Origin of the sequence: Propylenella binzhouense (genome assembly GCF_009866965.1) — a bacterium.
GTDB classification, from domain to species: Bacteria; Pseudomonadota; Alphaproteobacteria; order Rhizobiales; family Afifellaceae; genus Propylenella; species Propylenella binzhouense.
Genome location: NZ_SPKJ01000094.1, coordinates 1 through 15,723 on the forward strand (window position 1 = coordinate 1; position 15,723 = coordinate 15,723).

A 15,723-nucleotide genomic window follows, 5' to 3' on the forward strand; every position below is an offset into this window, starting at 1 on the left:
GCGCCCGCCGCGGAGGCCGCGCTCGTCGGCGCGAGGCCCGGCGCCGGCGGCGCGGAAGCCGCCTGTGCGGCGCTCGCGCGGGATTTCACGCCGCTCACCGACATGCGTGCCTCCGCCGGCTACCGGCTCAAGGCGGCGCAGAACCTCCTCCGGCGCTTCCTCATGGAGATCGCCCCGGACCGGCCGGCCACGCGCGTCCTGGATCTCGCCGATGTCTGAGACCCGCATCCAGGATCGCGGCGAGGCCGAAACCCTCCGCGACGTGCCGCACCACAAGCTCGCCGCGGCCGCGGACAAGGCGATCCGCGGCGGCGTGGCGCGCCCGGTCGCTCACGACAGCGCCGCGCGCCACGTCACCGGCGCCGCGGTCTATGTCGACGACATTCCCGAGCTGCCGGGGACGCTCCATCTCCATGTCGCCACGAGCAGCCGCGCCCATGCGCGGGTCGCGGCGATCGACCTCGCTCCGGTCCGCGCCGCGCCGGGCGTCGTCGCCGTGCTTTCGGCCGGGGACATACCTGGCGAGAACGATTGCAGCCCGGTCTTCCACGACGATCCGGTCTTCGCGGAGGGCGAGGTGCAATATGCCGGGCAATCGCTCTTCGCCGTCGCCGCCGTGACGCGGGAGGCCGCCCGGGCGGCGGCGGCCCTCGCCCGGATCGAATACGAGGACCTGCCGGCGCTCCTTACGGTCGACGACGCCCTCGCGGCCGACGCCGATCTCCTGCCGCCGCACGAAATGCGGCTCGGCGACCCGGAGGCGGCGATCGCCGCCGCGCCCCGTCGCCTCGCGGGCACGATCCGGGTCGGCGGCCAGGACCATTTCTACCTGGAGGGCCAGATCGCCTATGCCGTTCCGGGGGAGGGCGAGGACGTGCTCGTCCATTCCTCCACCCAGCATCCGAGCGAGGTGCAGCACACCGTCGCGAAGGTCCTCGGCGTGGCGGACCATGCGGTGACGGTCGAGGTCAGGCGCATGGGCGGCGGCTTCGGCGGCAAGGAGAGCCAGCCGGCGCTCTTCGCCGCCATCGCGGCGCTCGCGGCGAAGAAGACCGGCCGGCCGGCCAAGCTCCGGGTCGACCGCGACGACGACATGGTGATGACCGGCAAGCGCCACGATTTCCGGATCGACTGGGAGGTCGGGTTCGACGGCTCGGGCCGGATCGCGGGGGCCGTGTTCCGGCAGGCGGCACGCTGCGGCTATTCGGCGGACCTTTCCGGCGGCATCGCCGACCGCGCGATGTTCCACGCCGACAATGCCTACGATCTCCGGGCGGCGCGCATCCATTCGCGGCGGCTGAAGACGCACACGGTTTCGAACACCGCGTTCCGGGGCTTCGGCGGCCCGCAGGGGATGATCGCGACCGAGCGCGTGCTCGACGCGGTCGCCTTCGCCCTCGGCCGCGATCCGCTCGACGTCCGGCGCGCGAACTTCTACCCGCCGGGGGGCGGGGCGGTGACGCCCTACCACCAGGAGGTCACGGATTCCGTGGTGTCCGAGATGGTGGAGGAGCTCGAGCGGAGCTCCGGCTATCGCGCCCGCAGACAGGCGGTTCGCGCCTTCAACGCGGGAAGCCCGATCCTGAAGAAGGGCATTTCGCTCACGCCGGTGAAGTTCGGCATCTCGTTCACCGCGACGCATCTCAACCAGGCCGGCGCGCTGGTCCACGTCTACAAGGACGGCTCGGTCCACCTCAATCACGGCGGCACCGAGATGGGGCAGGGCCTGTTCGTGAAGGTCGCGCAGGTGGTGGCGGAAGTCTTCCAGATCGATCTCGACCGGGTGAAGATCACCGCCACGACCACGGCCAAGGTGCCGAACACCTCGGCGACGGCGGCCTCCTCCGGCTCCGACCTGAACGGCATGGCGGCGAAGGCCGCCGCCGAGGCGATCAGAGGCCGGCTCGTCGCCTTCGCCGCCGCCAAGTACCGCCTGCCGGAGGATCGCATCGTGTTCCTGCCGAACCGGGTCAGGATCGGCAACGAGGAGATGAGCTTTCCGGACCTCGTGCAGGAGGCCTATCTCAACCAGGTCTCGCTCTCCTCGACGGGCTTCTATGCGACACCCGGCATCCACTACGACCGCGAAACCGCCTCGGGGAAGCCGTTCTTCTACTACGCCTATGGCGCCGCGGTGAGCGAGGTCGCGATCGACACGCTGACCGGCGAAAACCGGGTTCTCCGGGTCGACATCCTCCACGACGTCGGCCGCTCGCTCAATCCGGCGATCGACCTCGGCCAGATCGAGGGCGGGTTCATCCAGGGGCTCGGCTGGCTCACCACCGAGGAGCTCTGGTGGGACGAAGCCGGGCGGCTCAGGACGCACGCGCCGTCCACCTACAAGATCCCGACCGCGAACGACCGCCCGGACGACATGCGGATCGCGATCTGGTCGAAGGGGGAAAACCGCGCGGAGACGGTCTTCCGGTCGAAGGCCGTCGGCGAGCCGCCGCTCATGCTGGCGCTCTCCGCCTTCTCTGCGATCGTCGACGCGGTCGCGGCGGCTGCGGACTATCGCGCCTTCCCCGATCTCGACGCGCCGGCCACGCCGGAGCGCGTGCTCGCGGCGGTGGAGGATGCGCGGCGGCGGGCGGGCTTCGCCTGATGCGCGCCTGGCTCCGCCATCTCCTGCCGGAGCTCGGGGCGGGCCGCGGCGCCGTCCTCGTCCATGTCGTGCGGGTCCAGGGCTCGGCCCCGCGCGATGCCGGGGCGCAGATGCTCGTGACCGACGACCGGCTCTTCGGGACGATCGGCGGCGGCGAACTGGAGCACCGGGCGCTCCGGCGCGCGCGCGAGCTCCTGCCGACCGGCGCGGCCTGCGTCGAACGCTGGCCGCTCGGGCCGGAACTCGCGCAATGCTGCGGCGGGTCGGTGACGCTCGCCTTCGAGCCGTTCGCGCCGGCGGATTTCGCCTGGGCGAAGAAGCTGGCGGTGGCCGCCAACGATCCCGTTCCGCTCGTCCGCACCATCGCGATCGGCGCCGGGTCCCGGTTCGTGCGCGCGTGGCGAAGCGCTTGCGCGCCGGTGGCGGATTTCGAGGTGGCGGAGGCGGCGGGGCGGCTGACGATCGCGGAGCGGATGAACCCGGCGCGCGCGACGCTCTTCCTGTTCGGCGCCGGCCATGTCGGGAGCGCCGTGGTGCGGGCGCTCGCGCCGCTCGGCCTCGACATCACCTGGATCGACGGGCGGACCGGCCAGGCCGGCGCCGTCCCGGCGGAGGTCCGGCTCTGGGAGCTCGCGATGCCGGAGCTCGCCGTGGAGGAGGCGCCGCCCGGCGCATGGTACCTCGTCATGACGCACAGCCATGGCCTCGACGAGGCCGTCTGCGAGGCGGTGCTGAAGCGCGGCGATTTCGCCTATCTCGGCCTGATCGGCTCCGCCACCAAGCGCGCCCGCTTTCTCGCGCGCCTGCAGGCGGCCGGCGTGCCGGACGCGCGGCTCGCCCGGCTCACCTGCCCGATCGGCCTGCCGGCGATCGCGGGCAAGGACCCGGCGGTGATCGCGGCGGCGGTTGCCGCCGACCTCCTGATCCGGCTCGAACAGGCAACCGAAGCAACGAGCGAGCATCTCCGGCATGAGTGACGCACCGGCGAAGGAATTCATGGCGACGGCCGTCCGGCTCTCGGCCGAGCGCATGCGCGAGGGGCATGGCGGCCCCTTCGGCGCGGTGGTGGTGAAGGCGGGGGAGGTGATCGCGGAGGGCTGGAACCGCGTCACCTCCACGAACGATCCGACGGCGCATGCCGAGGTGACCGCGATCCGCAACGCCTGCGCCAGCCTCGGCACCTTCTCGCTCGAGGGCTGCGAGATCTACACGAGCTGCGAGCCCTGTCCGATGTGCCTCGCCGCGATCTACTGGGCCCGCATCGACCGCGTCTACTACGCCAACACGCGCGAGCATGCCGCCGCGATCGGCTTCGACGACGCGCTCATCTACGGCGAGGTGTCGAAGCCGATCGAGGACCGCCTCATCCCCATGGTCCGGATCGAGCTGCCCGAGGCGGAGGCGGTCTTCGCCGAATGGAAGTCGATGCCCGAAAAGCGCGCCTATTGAGGGACCCATGGCGGCCGTCTTCGTCGAATGGCTGAACCTCGTGTTCCGCTGGGCCCATATCATGGCCGGCATCGCCTGGATCGGGACCTCGTTCCACTTCATCTGGCTCGACCAGAGCCTGAAGAAGCGGGCGGACCAGCCGGCCGACATCGCCGGCGAGAGCTGGATGGTGCATGGCGGCGGGTTCTATCTCGCCGAGAAGTACACAGTCGCGCCGGAGCGCATGCCGCCCGATCTGCACTGGTTCAAGTGGGAGGCCTACTTCACCTGGATCACCGGCTTCCTGCTCCTCGTGGTGATCTATTATCTCGGCGCGAGCGCCTATCTGATCGACCGCGGCAAGATCGCGCTCGCGCCGTGGCAGGCGATCGCCATCTCGGTCGCCTCGCTCGCGGCCGGCTGGGTGATCTACGACCAGCTCTGCAGGCGGATCGGCGGCCGCACGGCGCCGCTCGCCGCCGCCGTCTTCGTGCTCGTCGCGGTCGCGACCTTCTTCTATTCCGCCGTCTTCTCCGACCGCGCCGCCTATCTCCATATCGGCGCCTTCATCGGCACGATCATGGTGGGCAGCGTCTTCTTCGTCATCATCCCGAACCAGAAGGTGGTGGTGGCGGATCTGGTCGCCGGGCGGAAGCCCGATCCGAAATACGGCATAGCCGCGCATCAGCGTTCGCTCCACAACAACTACCTGACGCTGCCGGTCATCTTCATGATGATCTCGAACCACTATCCGGTGGTGTTCGGGAATCCGTGGAGCCCCTATATCGCGCTCGCCATCATCGTGGTCGGCGCGCTCATCCGCCATTATTTCAACCAGACCAACAAGGGGCCGGCGGACTGGTCGGCGATCGCCGCCATTCCGGCGGCCGTGCTGATCGTCCTCGCGATCATCCTGGTGACCGCGCAGCGGCCCGGCGTGGCGGCGCCTTCGGGCGCCGTCGCCTTTTCGGACATTCACCCGATCATCGCGACGCGCTGCGTGACCTGCCATTCCGCGCGGCCCACCAGCGAGGACTTTCCGGAGGCGCCGAAGGGCGTGATGTTCGACACGCCGGAGGAGATCAGGGCGCATGCCGCCCAGATCGAGCAGCAGGCGGTGCTCTCCGACACGATGCCGCTCGGCAATCTCACTGGGATGACGGAGGAGGAGCGCCGGCTCCTCGGCTCCTGGATCAGCGCGGGCGCCCCGCTCGACTAGGAAAGGGCCGCCCGGATCGCCCCCCGACTGGGCCTGTCCGGCCGGTCAGTCGACCGAGCCGCCGGCGTTCTCTTCGTCATTCCCGGCATCGGGCGTGACGTCGAGGATGCGGGCGCGCATGGTGATCCTCGGGGGCTCCGCCTTGCAGTCCTTCATGCAGGGTTCCGCGCCCGCCTTCAGGACCTCGGTGTCCGGACGCGGGTCGTCGATGAAGTTCGCCTCGTTCGGCAGCCGGATGGTGCCGAAATTGTCCTTGCTCAGCTCGAAATCCTCGTCGGTGACGATGTCGTTCAGGTAGAGCAGGTAGGCGACGAGCGCGTAGACCTCGTCTGGCGTCAGCGATTCGGCGTCGCCGAACGGCATGGCGCGGTGCACATAATCGTAGACGGTCGAGAGATACGGCCAGAACGAGCCGATGGTCTTGACCGGCCGTTCGTCCTGCAGCGTGCCCTGGCCGCCGGCCAGCTCCGGCCAGCGGCCTTCGCCCTCGCCGAACACGCCGTGGCAGGCCGCACATTTCTCCTCGAAGATCGTCTGCCCCTCGGCGACGGTGCCGTGGCCCTCCGGCAGGCCCTGTCCGTCGGGGCGGACGTCGATGTCCCAGGCGGCGATCTCTTCCGGCGTCGCCTCGCGGCCGATGCCGAGCGGGCCTGCGAGTGCCGGGCCGGCGACCACCAGCGCGGCGAGGCCGGCCGCGAGGAGCGGCTTACGAAACCTCGACATTCTCGACTTCTCCGTTCGACCGGACGTGCCAGGTCTGGATCCCGTTATTGTGGTAGATGGAATTCACACCGCGCACGGCCCGGAGTTCCTCCTTCGAGGGCTGGACATAGCCGGTCTCGTCCGTCGCGCGGGACTGCAGCAGCAGGTCCGAGCCGTCCCAGTCGAACTCGCAATAGAAGCGGCTCACGGCCCGCGGCAGGACCGGGCCGTCGAGCCGCGCCGGCCGCCAGTTGCGGCCGCCGTCGAGCGAGACGTCCACCCGGGCGATCCTGCCATTGCCGGACCAGGCGAGCCCGGAGACGACCGTTGCGCCCGACCGGTGGTTGAGCGGCGCCTGGGGCGACGGGCTGGTGATGACGGACTTGGCGTCCATCACCCAGGTGAAGCGGCGCGCCTTGCCGTTCTCCAGGAGATCCGTGTACTTCGAGGTCTCCTCGCGGGTGTGCCAGGGCTCGTCGCCCACCTCGATCCGGCGGAGCCATTTCACCCACATGTTGCCTTCCCATCCGGGAACGACGAGGCGGAGCGGGTAGCCCTGCTCGGGCCGGAGCGCCTCGCCGTTCATCTTGAAGGCGACGAGGCAGTCGTCCATCGCCTTCTGGAGCGGCACGGAGCGGGTCATGGCGGCCGCGTCCGCGCCTTCCGGCATGACCCAGGCCGCGTTCGTCCTGAGCCCGGCCTCGTTCAGGATGTGCTTCAGCGGCACGCCGGTATACATCACGCAATGGACCATGCCGTGCGTGTACTGGCAGCCGTTCAGCTGCGCGCCGCGCCATTCCATGCCGCTGTTGGCCGCGCATTCCAGGAAGTAGACGCGGTTCTCGCGCGGGAAGCGCTTGAGGTCGTCCATCGTGAAGACCAGCGGCTTCTCGACGAGGCCGTTGACCATCAGCCTGTGCTTGCTCGGATCGATCTCGGCGATGCCGGCGTGGTGGCGCTCGAAGCACAGCCCGTTCGGGGTGATGATGCCGTCGAGGTCGTGAAGCGGCGTGAAGCTCACCGAGGATTCGGGCGAGGCCGTCAGCCACGGCACGTCGCGGCGGACGACGCCCGACTCGAACTCGGACGGATGTCCGTAGGGCCGGGTCGCGACGCCCTCGCCGAGATAGCGGGTCCAGTCCGGCAGCTCGGTGATGGCGGTGTCGGATGCCGCCGCGCCGCGGGCGGCGAGCGCCCCGGCGGCGAGCGTGGTGCCGGCGGCGAGGCCTGCGCTGAGGAAGCCCCGCCTCGATGTTCCTGTGCGGTCTGGCGCCGAGCTATTGCCGCCCATGCGATCCTCCGATGCAACGAAAGTGCGGATTGTCATATTAGGTTTCTTGCATATATCAGCGCGGGCCCGACCCGTCGAGCGCCATTGCGCTGCTAGCCGGAAACGACGACCGAGTTGTTCGGCTCGATCGTCACGCTCTTGTGCTCGGCAAGGTGGTCCTCGACCACGTCCCAGATCGCCGGTCCCTCGGTGCCCTCGTTGACCGAGGCCCAGCCCGCAACGACATATTCGCGCTTCGGATCGATCGGCTCGCCGGTGCTCAGGAGCACCATCTCGCCGATCCGGCCGCCCATCTGGCCGGCGGGATCGATCCGGTAGCCCATGCCGCCGACGCGCACCATGTCCCCGCCCTGCTGGTAATAGGGGTCGGGATTGAAGAGGTTGTCCGCCACGTCCTCCAGGATGGCGCGGATCGTGTCGCCGGTCATCGCGCTGCGATAGACCTCGGGATAGGTCATCGCGCAGGTGGTGTGCATGTCCTCCACGGTGATCGCCTGCCCGGGCAGCAGGCTCGTGCCCCAGCGGAAGCCGGGCGACAGCGCGATCTCGGCGTCGCGCTGCTCGAGGAGCGCCTGGCAGATGAGATCGTCCCACGTGCCGTTGAAGTTGCCGCGCCGGTAGAGGAGGCTCTCGGTCGTGGCGAGCTCGCGGGCGAGCTCTGCCTCGTAGGGCGCGCGCACCTTGTCGACGAGCGCGGCCGTCTCCGGATCGGAGGCGATCGCGTCGGTGAAGATCGGGATCAGCCGGTGGCGGAAGCCCTTCATCTCGCCGCCGCCCGCCTCGATGTCGATGCGGGAGAGGAACTTGCCGTGCGAGCCGGAGGCGACGAGCACGGTCTTGCCGACGAGCACCGGCGCCGGCAGCGCGTCATGGGTATGGCCGGTGAGGATGACGTCGATGCCCGGCACCCGGCCGGCGAGCTTCCGGTCGACGTCGAAGCCGTTATGGGAGAGGAGCACGACGAGGTCCGCCCCGTCGGCGCGCGCCTCGGCGACGTGCTTGGCGACGTCCTCCTCGCGGATGCCGAACGACCAGTCGGGGAACATCCAGCGCGGATTGGCGATCGGCGTATAGGGAAAGGCCTGGCCGATGACGGCGACCTTGGCGCCGCCGCGCTCGAACATCTTCCAGGCCTCGAAGGCCGGCTCCTGCCACTCGTCGTCGTAGATGTTGGAGCCGAGGAAGGGGAAGGGGAGGGCGTCGACGAGCTCCTTCACGCGCTCGGTGCCGTAGGTGAACTCCCAGTGCCCCGTCATGGCATCGGGGGCGAGCGCGTTCATGACGGTCACCATGTCCTCGCCCCGCGTCTGGAGCGAGGTGAAGCTGCCCTGCCAGGTGTCGCCGCCGTCGAGGAAGAGCGTGCGGTCGCCGCGCTCGGCGCGGATCCGCTTCAGCACGGTCGCGATCCGGTCGATGCCGCCCATCCGGCCGTATTCCTTCGCGAGCGCCGCGAAGTCCACCGAGGTCAGCGCATAGGCCTCCGGCGTCTTCGGCTGGATCCCGAAGCGCTTCAGGAAGGCCTCGCCGGTGAGGTGCGGCGGCAGCCCCGCCGCAGGCCCCACGCCGAGATTGATGTCGGGCTCGCGGAAATAGACCGGCTTCAGCTGGGCGTGGATGTCGGTCAGATGGACGAGCGTGACATTGCCCATCGGCTCGAAGGCGAGGAGGTCGTCCTCGCGCAGCGCCTGCTGAGCCGCGAGCCGGGCCCACCCGCCGAAGCCGCTGGCGCCGACAAGGGCGGCGGCCGCGCCTGCCGCCTGGAGGAATTCGCGACGGGATATCATGACGCACCTCGCTCGAAAGGCGACGAAACAGAAACGGCGGCCAGCGAGAGGCTGCCCGCCGCGATGAAGGCCGGATCGGGCCCCGGAGACCCCGTCAGTGACGCACGGCCGGGGTCTCGACGGCGAGCCCCGTGCCGCGCCAGGCGACATAGACCTCGAGCGCCATGAACTCGTCGGACAGCGGCTGGAAGGGCTCCGCCCGCGTGTCCCTGACGCAGCCCTTGAAGCGGTTGTGGGTCGAGATGAGCGTGGCGTCCTTCAGGCGGTAGGTCGGGAAGCCGTTGATCTGGCCCTGGCTCAGATAGTCCGCGCGGAGATACTTGCCGGCATTCTGCTCGTGGCAGCTCGCGCAGGAGAAGTCGAGCTGGCCGAAGCGGGTGTAGTAGAGCTCCTTGCCCCGCTCCCACCAGGCCTTCATGTCGCCCTGGTCGAGGTCGAGCTTCACCGGCATGCCGCGCGACTGGAAGCGGACGAAGCTCACCATCGCGATCTGGTCCGGATCGTCGAACTTGTAGGGCTCGGCCTGCATGCGTTCGGTGCGGCACTGGTTGATCTGGAGCTCGAGATTGACGGGTCGCTTCGCCTCGGCGCTCCAGAACGGCGTCTTGGCGCCGACGCCCTTCATGCTTTCCGCCGCCTCGCCGTGGCAGCTCGCGCACGACTTGCCGGCCGCCCCCTGCACCTCGTTCCAGAGGTCCTGGCCGCGTTCGACCATCAGCATGCCGGGATTGTCGAAATCGTCGGTCTCGAGCGCCTGCGTCTCGTCCTCGCGGAAATGCCAGCCGGAGATCACCTCCTCGAACGGCAGCCCTTCGGGGGCCGGCGCCCGGGTGGTCATCTCAAGATCGCCGTTGATGACCAGCTTGTCCGCGTCCTGGGCGCTCGCCGCCGAGCCCATCGAAAGCAGCGCGGCGAGTCCGAGGCCGGCCATCCCGAGTTGTCCCTTCATTCCGTTCCCCCCTCGGCGCCTTCGCGTCGCGCGCCGTCCTTACTGGACTTCGATCTTCTGTTCTTCGGTGTAGGACGATCCGTTGTCGTCGACCCAGGTGAACTTCATCGTGCCGCTCTCGGGCACCTTCACGCTGAACTCGAAATAGGGGTTCGCCGAGATCGCCGGCTCCAGATCGGCCTCGAAGACCTTCTGGCCGTTGAACTCCGCGGTGAACTTGTTGATGATCTGCCGCGGGATGATCTTGCCGTCCTTGTCCTTGCGCAGGCCGGTTTCCATCTCGTGGTTGATCAGCGTCTTGATGACGATCACCTCGTCCTTGGAGGCGGTTTTCGGGACCCGCACCCGCGGTTTGACGTTCGCTGCCATTGTCGTTCTCCCAGATCAGCCGCCGCAGCCGCCGATCGTCACCTTGACTTCCTTCTTGTCCATGTAGACGGAGCCGTCCCGCATCTTGGCGACGGCGATCACGTTCTGCGTCTTCGCGAGGCGCATCCGGGTCGAGGCTTCCGCGCTGCCGCTGAGCGGCGTGAAGTGGAACGACACGACGCCCGGATTCGGGTTGCCTTCGGCGAAGATGGTGACGGTCTCCACGGCGTCCGGCGCGGCGAGGTCGCCGTCGACGGAGACCGAGATCGGCACCGTGTTGCCGTTCTCCGCGATTTCGGGCGCGGTGAGGGTGATCCGGCCGGCCTGCGGCTCCTTGCCTCCGGCGAGGTCGCTGATCGCCTTCGCGGTATCCTCGGCGGCGGCCTCGGCCCCTCCGGATCTCAGGGCGGCGCCGACGAGGACCGCGGCCCCGGCGCCGAGCGCGAGCGCGCTGCGTCGTGTGACATGCATTCCCATTCTCCCTTCGCTCCGGACCTACTTGCCCTTGAGCGTCACCAGATAGGCCACGAGATCCTCGACCTGCTCCGCCGTCAGGATCGGCTTGCCGGCGAGATCCTTGCGGACCCGCTGGTCCGTGATGGCGTGGTAGAAGGCCGGCATCACCGTCTGTTCGCCGAACACCTGCTTGGAATCGACGACGATCGCCCGCAGCTGCCCCGGTTCGTAGCGGCCGCCGACATCGGTGAGGTCCGGGCCGACATCGCCTTGGAAGAGCTCGTTGGCGAGATCCGCATTGGCATGGCAGGCGAGGCAGTTGCCGAGGGAGCGGCTCGAGAAGACGCTGCGGCCCTTGGCCGGATCGCCGGGCTGGCCCGTGAGCGAGGCGGCGACGGTCATGTCCTCGACCTTCACCTCCTCCGGCGCCGTCACGGCAGCCGCCGCGGCGACGCTCGCCATTACCAACGCGACCGCTCCGGCCGCCGCCACCAAGCCTCTCATTCCGCTTCCCCCCGCCGATTGCCGCCCGCGCCTTGCCGGCTCTTGAGCTCGGCCGAAGCCGAGCTCCGACCCTCGTGATCCCTATCGATAAATTCGTTTATTTGAATGTGTCAAGCTTCATCGTGGATCAGTCGGAAAGAGTGTCGCCGGCGGCCCGCATCTCCTGGAGCTTGCGCGCGTGATAGGTCTGGAAGTGCTCGTCGCCGGCATAGCCCTTCTCGCGGACCCAGCGGAACATGTTGAGCGTGGTCATCTTTCCGAACTGGCCGGGCATCACCTGCACCGCGGCCTCGCTGACCGGGGCGTCGACCGGCTCCTCGGGCAGGAAGATGACGGTCGGCGTGAAGACGATGCCCCACTTCCGCGCCGCCTTCTTCTCGGTCAGCACCTCGCCGTCGAGGTCGGTCACCTCCTCGTCGCCGAAGAGGTTGTACTGCACCACCATGTAATTGCCGCGGATGTAGTCCCGCACCTCGGGATCGGAGAGGACCTCCTCGTGCAGCCGCTTGCAGTAGATGCAGCCGCGCTGCTCGAACACGATCGCAAGCCGCTTGCCCTGCGCGCGGGCGGCCTCGATGTCCTCCCGCATGTCGCGGAAGGTGAGCGAGAACCAGTCCTCCTTGTGGAGCCCGTCATCGCCGAGCGTGGCCGCCCCCGCATTGGCGGCCCCGGCAAGGACGGCGAGCGCGAGCGCGAATACCTTCAGCATCGTGTTCCCTTTCGTCAGCCGACCGCCCCGAGCGCGGGGAAGGTCTCCAGCAGCCAGTAGGAGAGGGCGGTCATCTGGCCGGTGATGAAGAGGATCCCGGTAAGCACCAGGAAGGCGCCCATCGTCCTCTCGACGGTCGGCATGTGCCGGCGGAACCGGCGCGCCCAGCCGAGGAACACGGGGGCGAAGCCGGCCGCGAGCACGAAGGGTATGCCGAGCCCGAGCGAATAGACGAGGAGCAGCGTCGCCCCGCGCAGGATCGTGTCCTCCGTTCCGGCCACGAACAGGATCGCCGCCAGCACCGGGCCGACGCAGGGCGTCCAGCCGAACGCGAAGGCGAGCCCCATGACATAGGCGCCGAGAAGCCCCGGCGGCTTGCGCTCGACCTGGACGCGCGCCTCCCGGTAGAGGAGCGCGATCCGGAACACGCCGAGGAAATGCAGGCCCATCACGATGATGAGGACGCCCGCCACGATCGCCAGCACGTCGAGGTGCCGCGCGATCGTCTGCCCGATCACGCTCGCCGTCGCCCCGAGCGCGACGAAGACGGTCGAGAAGCCGAGCACGAAGGCGATCGCCGAGAGGAGCACGCGCCGCCCGGTCTCGCCGCGGCCCGTCTCGTCCGAAAGCTCGTCGAGCGACACCCCGGCAAGGAAGGCGAGATAGGGCGGCACGATCGGAAGCACGCAGGGCGAGACGAAGGACAGCAGCCCCGCGGTCAGCGCGCCGAGCACCGAGACGTCGAGCAAGATCGATCCCTTTCCTCCGGCCGCATCCTGGCGGCTTGGTAGATATTCGCTTCTTCCTATATATCGGAAGCCCGCACCGTCTGGACGAAAATCGTGCTGCGACTCCTCGCCGTCCTGTTCGCCTTCTGTGTGGCGGCCCCCGCGGGCGCCGCCGAGCTCGTCATGCTCGAGCAGCCGGCCTGCCCCTGGTGCGCGCGCTTCGACGCCGAGATCGCGCCCGCCTATCCCAAGACTGAGGAGGGGCGGATCGCGCCGCTCCGCCGCGTCTCGATCGTCGAGCCCTGGCCGCCGGATCTCGCCGGCATCGTGAGGGAGCGCTTCACGCCGGTCTTCATCCTGGTCGAGGGCGGCAGCGAGATCGGGCGCATCCGCGGCTATCCGGGCGACGATTTCTTCTGGCCGCTCCTCGACGAAATGATCGCGCGGCTGCCGGCGCGCAGCCGCGCCGCTTCCGCCGACTAGAACGCTTCTATAGACTCACGGAGTCATCAATCTCGTTGCGATGTCCATGCCCGAGACAGTCCTGAAGAGCCCGAAGACCCCCGCCGACGTCGCGGCACTGATGGAACAGGCGCGGCAGGCGAGCGATCTGCTGAAGGCGCTTGCGCATGAGAGCCGCCTGCTGATCCTCTGCCTGCTCGCCGAAGGCGAGAAATCGGTGACCGAGCTTGAGCAATTGCTCACGCTGCCGCAGCCGACCGTCTCGCAGCAGCTCGCGCGGCTGCGCTTCGACCGGCTGGTGAACACGCGCCGGGAGGGCCGGACCATCTATTACAGCCTTGCCGATGCTGAGGTTTCGGTAGTGATTTCGACCTTGTACGACCTGTTCTGCCGCAAGGTGCGGCAGGTCGGGGCGTGAGGCGCGGCGCCGGCGTTCGGCGCAGGCGGTCGACCCGGCCGTCGTCCCGGGCTGCGCCCGGGCAGAAGAGCCGGGCGGCCGGATAGGGAGACGCCCGATGTTCGGTTTCGATCCGATCGTCCTGTTGCCGGTGCTCGGCTTCGCCGTCGGCACCGGGCTCGGCTATGCGGCGCGCGCGAGCCGGTTCTGCACGCTCGGCGCGCTGGAGCGGCACTGGTATGCCGGCGATTCGACCGGGCTGCGGACCTGGGCACTCGCGGTCGCGGTGGCGATCGCGGCGACCCAGGCCATGATCGTCGCCGGACTGATCGACCTGACCGGCGCGTTCTACCTGGAGCCGCGGCTCTCCCTTCTCGGCGCCGTCGGCGGCGGCCTGGCGTTCGGGCTCGGCATGGCGCTCGTCGGCACCTGCGGCTTCGGCGCGCTGATCCGTCTCGGCGGCGGCAGCCTGAGGTCGCTCGTCGTCATCCTCGTCCTCGCCGTCGCCGCCCTCGCCGCCCAGCGCGGGCTGGTCGGCCTCGCGCGCGTCCATCTCGTGGAGCGCTTCGCCCTCGATCTCGCTCCGGCGGCCGACCAGTCGCTCGTCGGCCTCTTGCAGGCCCATGGCGGCGGCGGGGGACGCGCGCTTCTCGCCGCGCTCGTATCCGGCGCGATTCTCGCCTGGGTGTTCCGCGACGGCCGCTACCGGCGGAACGGCGGCCAGATCGCGGCGGGCACGGCGATCGGCCTCCTCGTCGCGGCCGGCTGGCTCATCACCGCGACGATCCGCGACCACTCGCTCGCGCTGCAGCCGGTCCAGCTCGAATCGGCCTCCTTCGTCGTCACCTATGCCGATGCGCTGCTCGCGGTCGCGACCGTCACCGGCACGATCCCCGATTACGGCGTCGGGCTCCTCTTCGGCGTTCTCTTCGGGGCCGTGCTCGCCTCGCGCCGGCGCCGGGATCTTCGCTGGGAGGCCTGCGACGACGCGCACGAGCTGAAGCGGCACATGCTCGGCGCCCTCCTGATGGGCGTGGGCGGCATTCTCGCCGGCGGCTGCACGATCGGGCAGGGCGTCTCGGCCGCCTCGACGCTCGCCGTCTCCGCCCCGGTGGTGATGCTGTCGATCTTCGCCGGGGCGCGGGTCGGGCTCGTCTGGCTGATGGAAGGTTCGCTGCGCGGCCTCTTCACGCCCTTCGCCGGCACGCCGGCGGAGTAGCTCAGGCGGGCGCGAAGCGGTAGGCGGTCCCCTTGCGCTCGGCGAAGCCGATCCCCGGATAGGGGAGGTGATAGCTGAGGAGCGGCGTCTTCTCCGCCGCCAGCCGGTCGAGGAGCTTCGCCCGCGTCGCGGCGCCGAGGCCGCGGTCGAAATCGGTCGAGGTCACCCAGTCCGGCCGCTCGAAGGAGACGGCGGCATGGCTGATCGCGTCGCCGGTCAGGACCAGCGTGTCCCCGCCCGAGCGGAGCGCAAAGGAGACGTGGCCCGGCGTGTGGCCGAAGGTCTCGATCGCCTCCACCCCCGGAACGACCTCCTGGCCGGGGTCGAAGAAGGCGACGCGCGCCTCGATCGCGGCGAAGTTCCGCCTGGCGCCCGCCGCGAAGGCCTGCTGCGCCTCCGGCAGCCGCGCCATGATGTCCGCGCCCATCCAGAAGTCCCATTCCGGCCGGGCGACGTGGTAGCGCGCCTCCGGGAACACCTCCTCGTCGAAATCGTCGAGCACCCCCCAGAGGTGGTCGGGATGGCCGTGCGTGAAGACGAGGTCGGTGATTTCGGCGGGGTCGATGCCCGCGGCCTCCAGGTTAGCGGGAAGCCTGCCGGCGCTTTCCATGAAGCGGGGACCGGCACCGGCGTCGAAGAGCACCAGCCGGTCCGCCTGCCGCAGCAGCACGACGTTGCAGGCCGGCTTCGCTTCGTCGAGCGGCAGGCCGTAGCCCTCCATCAGCGCGGCGAAGGCGGCGTCGTCGGCCTCCGGCGCCAAGAACTTGGCGGGGCGGAAGACGAGGTTGCCGTCGCTCACCACCCTCACCTCGTCCGCGCCGAGCGCCTGCCGGTGCGGCTCGGCGGCGAGGGCGCGGCCGGCACGGAGCGGCAGGAGCGGCGCGAGCGCGGTCGCGGCGGC

The 15,723-nt window shown here is 69.5% G+C and carries 17 protein-coding genes and 1 pseudogene; 8 read left to right on the top strand and 10 right to left on the bottom strand.

The window, feature by feature from the left end; genetic code table 11:
• The 5 genes and pseudogenes from E4O86_RS18850 to E4O86_RS18870 form a co-directional block, all read left to right on the top strand.
• A pseudogene (locus E4O86_RS18850) lies at positions 1-219 on the top strand (xanthine dehydrogenase small subunit); the annotation flags it as partial.
• A complete protein-coding gene (gene xdhB, locus E4O86_RS18855; protein WP_161142101.1) occupies positions 212-2,605 on the top strand; it encodes a xanthine dehydrogenase molybdopterin binding subunit in 2,394 nt (797 codons plus the stop codon). The pseudogene E4O86_RS18850 and the gene xdhB, both read left to right, overlap by 8 nt.
• The gene (gene xdhC, locus E4O86_RS18860; protein WP_161142102.1) at positions 2,605-3,582 is read left to right on the top strand and encodes a xanthine dehydrogenase accessory protein XdhC; all 978 of its coding nucleotides are present in this window, start codon (positions 2,605-2,607) and stop codon (positions 3,580-3,582) included. Before xdhB ends, xdhC begins: the two co-directional genes overlap by 1 nt.
• Positions 3,575-4,054 (top strand): nucleoside deaminase, encoded by a 480-nt coding sequence (locus E4O86_RS18865; protein ID WP_161142103.1) that lies wholly within the window; start codon positions 3,575-3,577, stop codon positions 4,052-4,054. The genes xdhC and E4O86_RS18865 overlap by 8 nt, the downstream gene beginning before the upstream one ends.
• 7 nt (positions 4,055-4,061) lie before the next feature.
• Entirely contained in the window at positions 4,062-5,252 is a 1,191-nt protein-coding gene (locus E4O86_RS18870) for a urate hydroxylase PuuD (protein WP_161142104.1), read from the top strand.
• A gap of 45 nt (positions 5,253-5,297) precedes the next feature.
• Here E4O86_RS18870 and E4O86_RS18875 read toward each other — a convergent pair whose 3' ends face one another.
• From E4O86_RS18875 to E4O86_RS18915, 9 genes are all read right to left on the bottom strand, one after another.
• The gene (locus tag E4O86_RS18875; RefSeq protein ID WP_161142105.1) at positions 5,298-5,975 is read right to left on the bottom strand and encodes a c-type cytochrome; all 678 of its coding nucleotides are present in this window, start codon (positions 5,973-5,975) and stop codon (positions 5,298-5,300) included.
• Positions 5,959-7,245 (bottom strand): sulfite dehydrogenase, encoded by a 1,287-nt coding sequence (gene soxC / locus E4O86_RS18880; protein WP_161142106.1) that lies wholly within the window; start codon positions 7,243-7,245, stop codon positions 5,959-5,961. The genes E4O86_RS18875 and soxC overlap by 17 nt, the downstream gene beginning before the upstream one ends.
• Positions 7,246-7,337: 92 nt before the next feature.
• Positions 7,338-9,029: a thiosulfohydrolase SoxB gene (gene soxB, locus E4O86_RS18885; protein WP_161142107.1), complete on the bottom strand. Its 1,692-nt coding sequence runs from the start codon at positions 9,027-9,029 to the stop codon at positions 7,338-7,340.
• 94 nt (positions 9,030-9,123) lie between these two features.
• On the bottom strand, positions 9,124-9,978 hold the full coding sequence (soxA, locus tag E4O86_RS18890) for a sulfur oxidation c-type cytochrome SoxA (RefSeq protein WP_161142108.1): 855 nt from the start codon (positions 9,976-9,978) through the stop codon (positions 9,124-9,126).
• Between the two features lie 39 nt (positions 9,979-10,017).
• The gene (soxZ, locus tag E4O86_RS18895; RefSeq protein WP_161142109.1) at positions 10,018-10,347 is read right to left on the bottom strand and encodes a thiosulfate oxidation carrier complex protein SoxZ; all 330 of its coding nucleotides are present in this window, start codon (positions 10,345-10,347) and stop codon (positions 10,018-10,020) included.
• Between the two features lie 15 nt (positions 10,348-10,362).
• The gene (gene soxY, locus E4O86_RS18900; protein WP_161142110.1) at positions 10,363-10,818 is read right to left on the bottom strand and encodes a thiosulfate oxidation carrier protein SoxY; all 456 of its coding nucleotides are present in this window, start codon (positions 10,816-10,818) and stop codon (positions 10,363-10,365) included.
• Positions 10,819-10,842: 24 nt separating this feature from the next.
• Complete coding sequence (gene soxX, locus E4O86_RS18905; RefSeq protein WP_161142111.1) at positions 10,843-11,307, bottom strand: sulfur oxidation c-type cytochrome SoxX; 465 nt, start codon at positions 11,305-11,307, stop codon at positions 10,843-10,845.
• A 127-nt stretch (positions 11,308-11,434) separates the two neighbouring features.
• Positions 11,435-12,016, bottom strand: coding sequence for a SoxW family protein (locus E4O86_RS18910; RefSeq protein WP_161142112.1), 582 nt, complete (start codon positions 12,014-12,016; stop codon positions 11,435-11,437).
• 14 nt (positions 12,017-12,030) lie between these two features.
• The gene (locus tag E4O86_RS18915; protein ID WP_161142113.1) at positions 12,031-12,765 is read right to left on the bottom strand and encodes a cytochrome c biogenesis CcdA family protein; all 735 of its coding nucleotides are present in this window, start codon (positions 12,763-12,765) and stop codon (positions 12,031-12,033) included.
• A 90-nt stretch (positions 12,766-12,855) separates the two neighbouring features.
• Between E4O86_RS18915 and E4O86_RS18920 the strand changes: the two genes are divergently transcribed.
• The 3 genes from E4O86_RS18920 (at position 12,856) to E4O86_RS18930 (ending at position 14,822) form a co-directional block, all read left to right on the top strand.
• The gene (locus tag E4O86_RS18920; RefSeq protein ID WP_161142117.1) at positions 12,856-13,227 is read left to right on the top strand and encodes a thioredoxin domain-containing protein; all 372 of its coding nucleotides are present in this window, start codon (positions 12,856-12,858) and stop codon (positions 13,225-13,227) included.
• 46 nt (positions 13,228-13,273) lie between these two features.
• Positions 13,274-13,624 (top strand): ArsR/SmtB family transcription factor, encoded by a 351-nt coding sequence (locus E4O86_RS18925; RefSeq protein WP_425500143.1) that lies wholly within the window; start codon positions 13,274-13,276, stop codon positions 13,622-13,624.
• Positions 13,625-13,721: 97 nt separating this feature from the next.
• Positions 13,722-14,822 carry a YeeE/YedE family protein gene (locus E4O86_RS18930; protein WP_161142115.1) on the top strand — a complete coding sequence of 367 codons (1,101 nt, stop codon included), beginning with the start codon at positions 13,722-13,724 and terminating at the stop codon, positions 14,820-14,822.
• Between the two features lies 1 nt (position 14,823).
• On the opposite strand, the gene E4O86_RS18935 is transcribed toward E4O86_RS18930, so the two are convergent.
• Positions 14,824-15,723, bottom strand: a 900-nt coding sequence (locus tag E4O86_RS18935; RefSeq protein ID WP_161142116.1) for an MBL fold metallo-hydrolase, incomplete at its 5' end; no start/stop codon positions are given.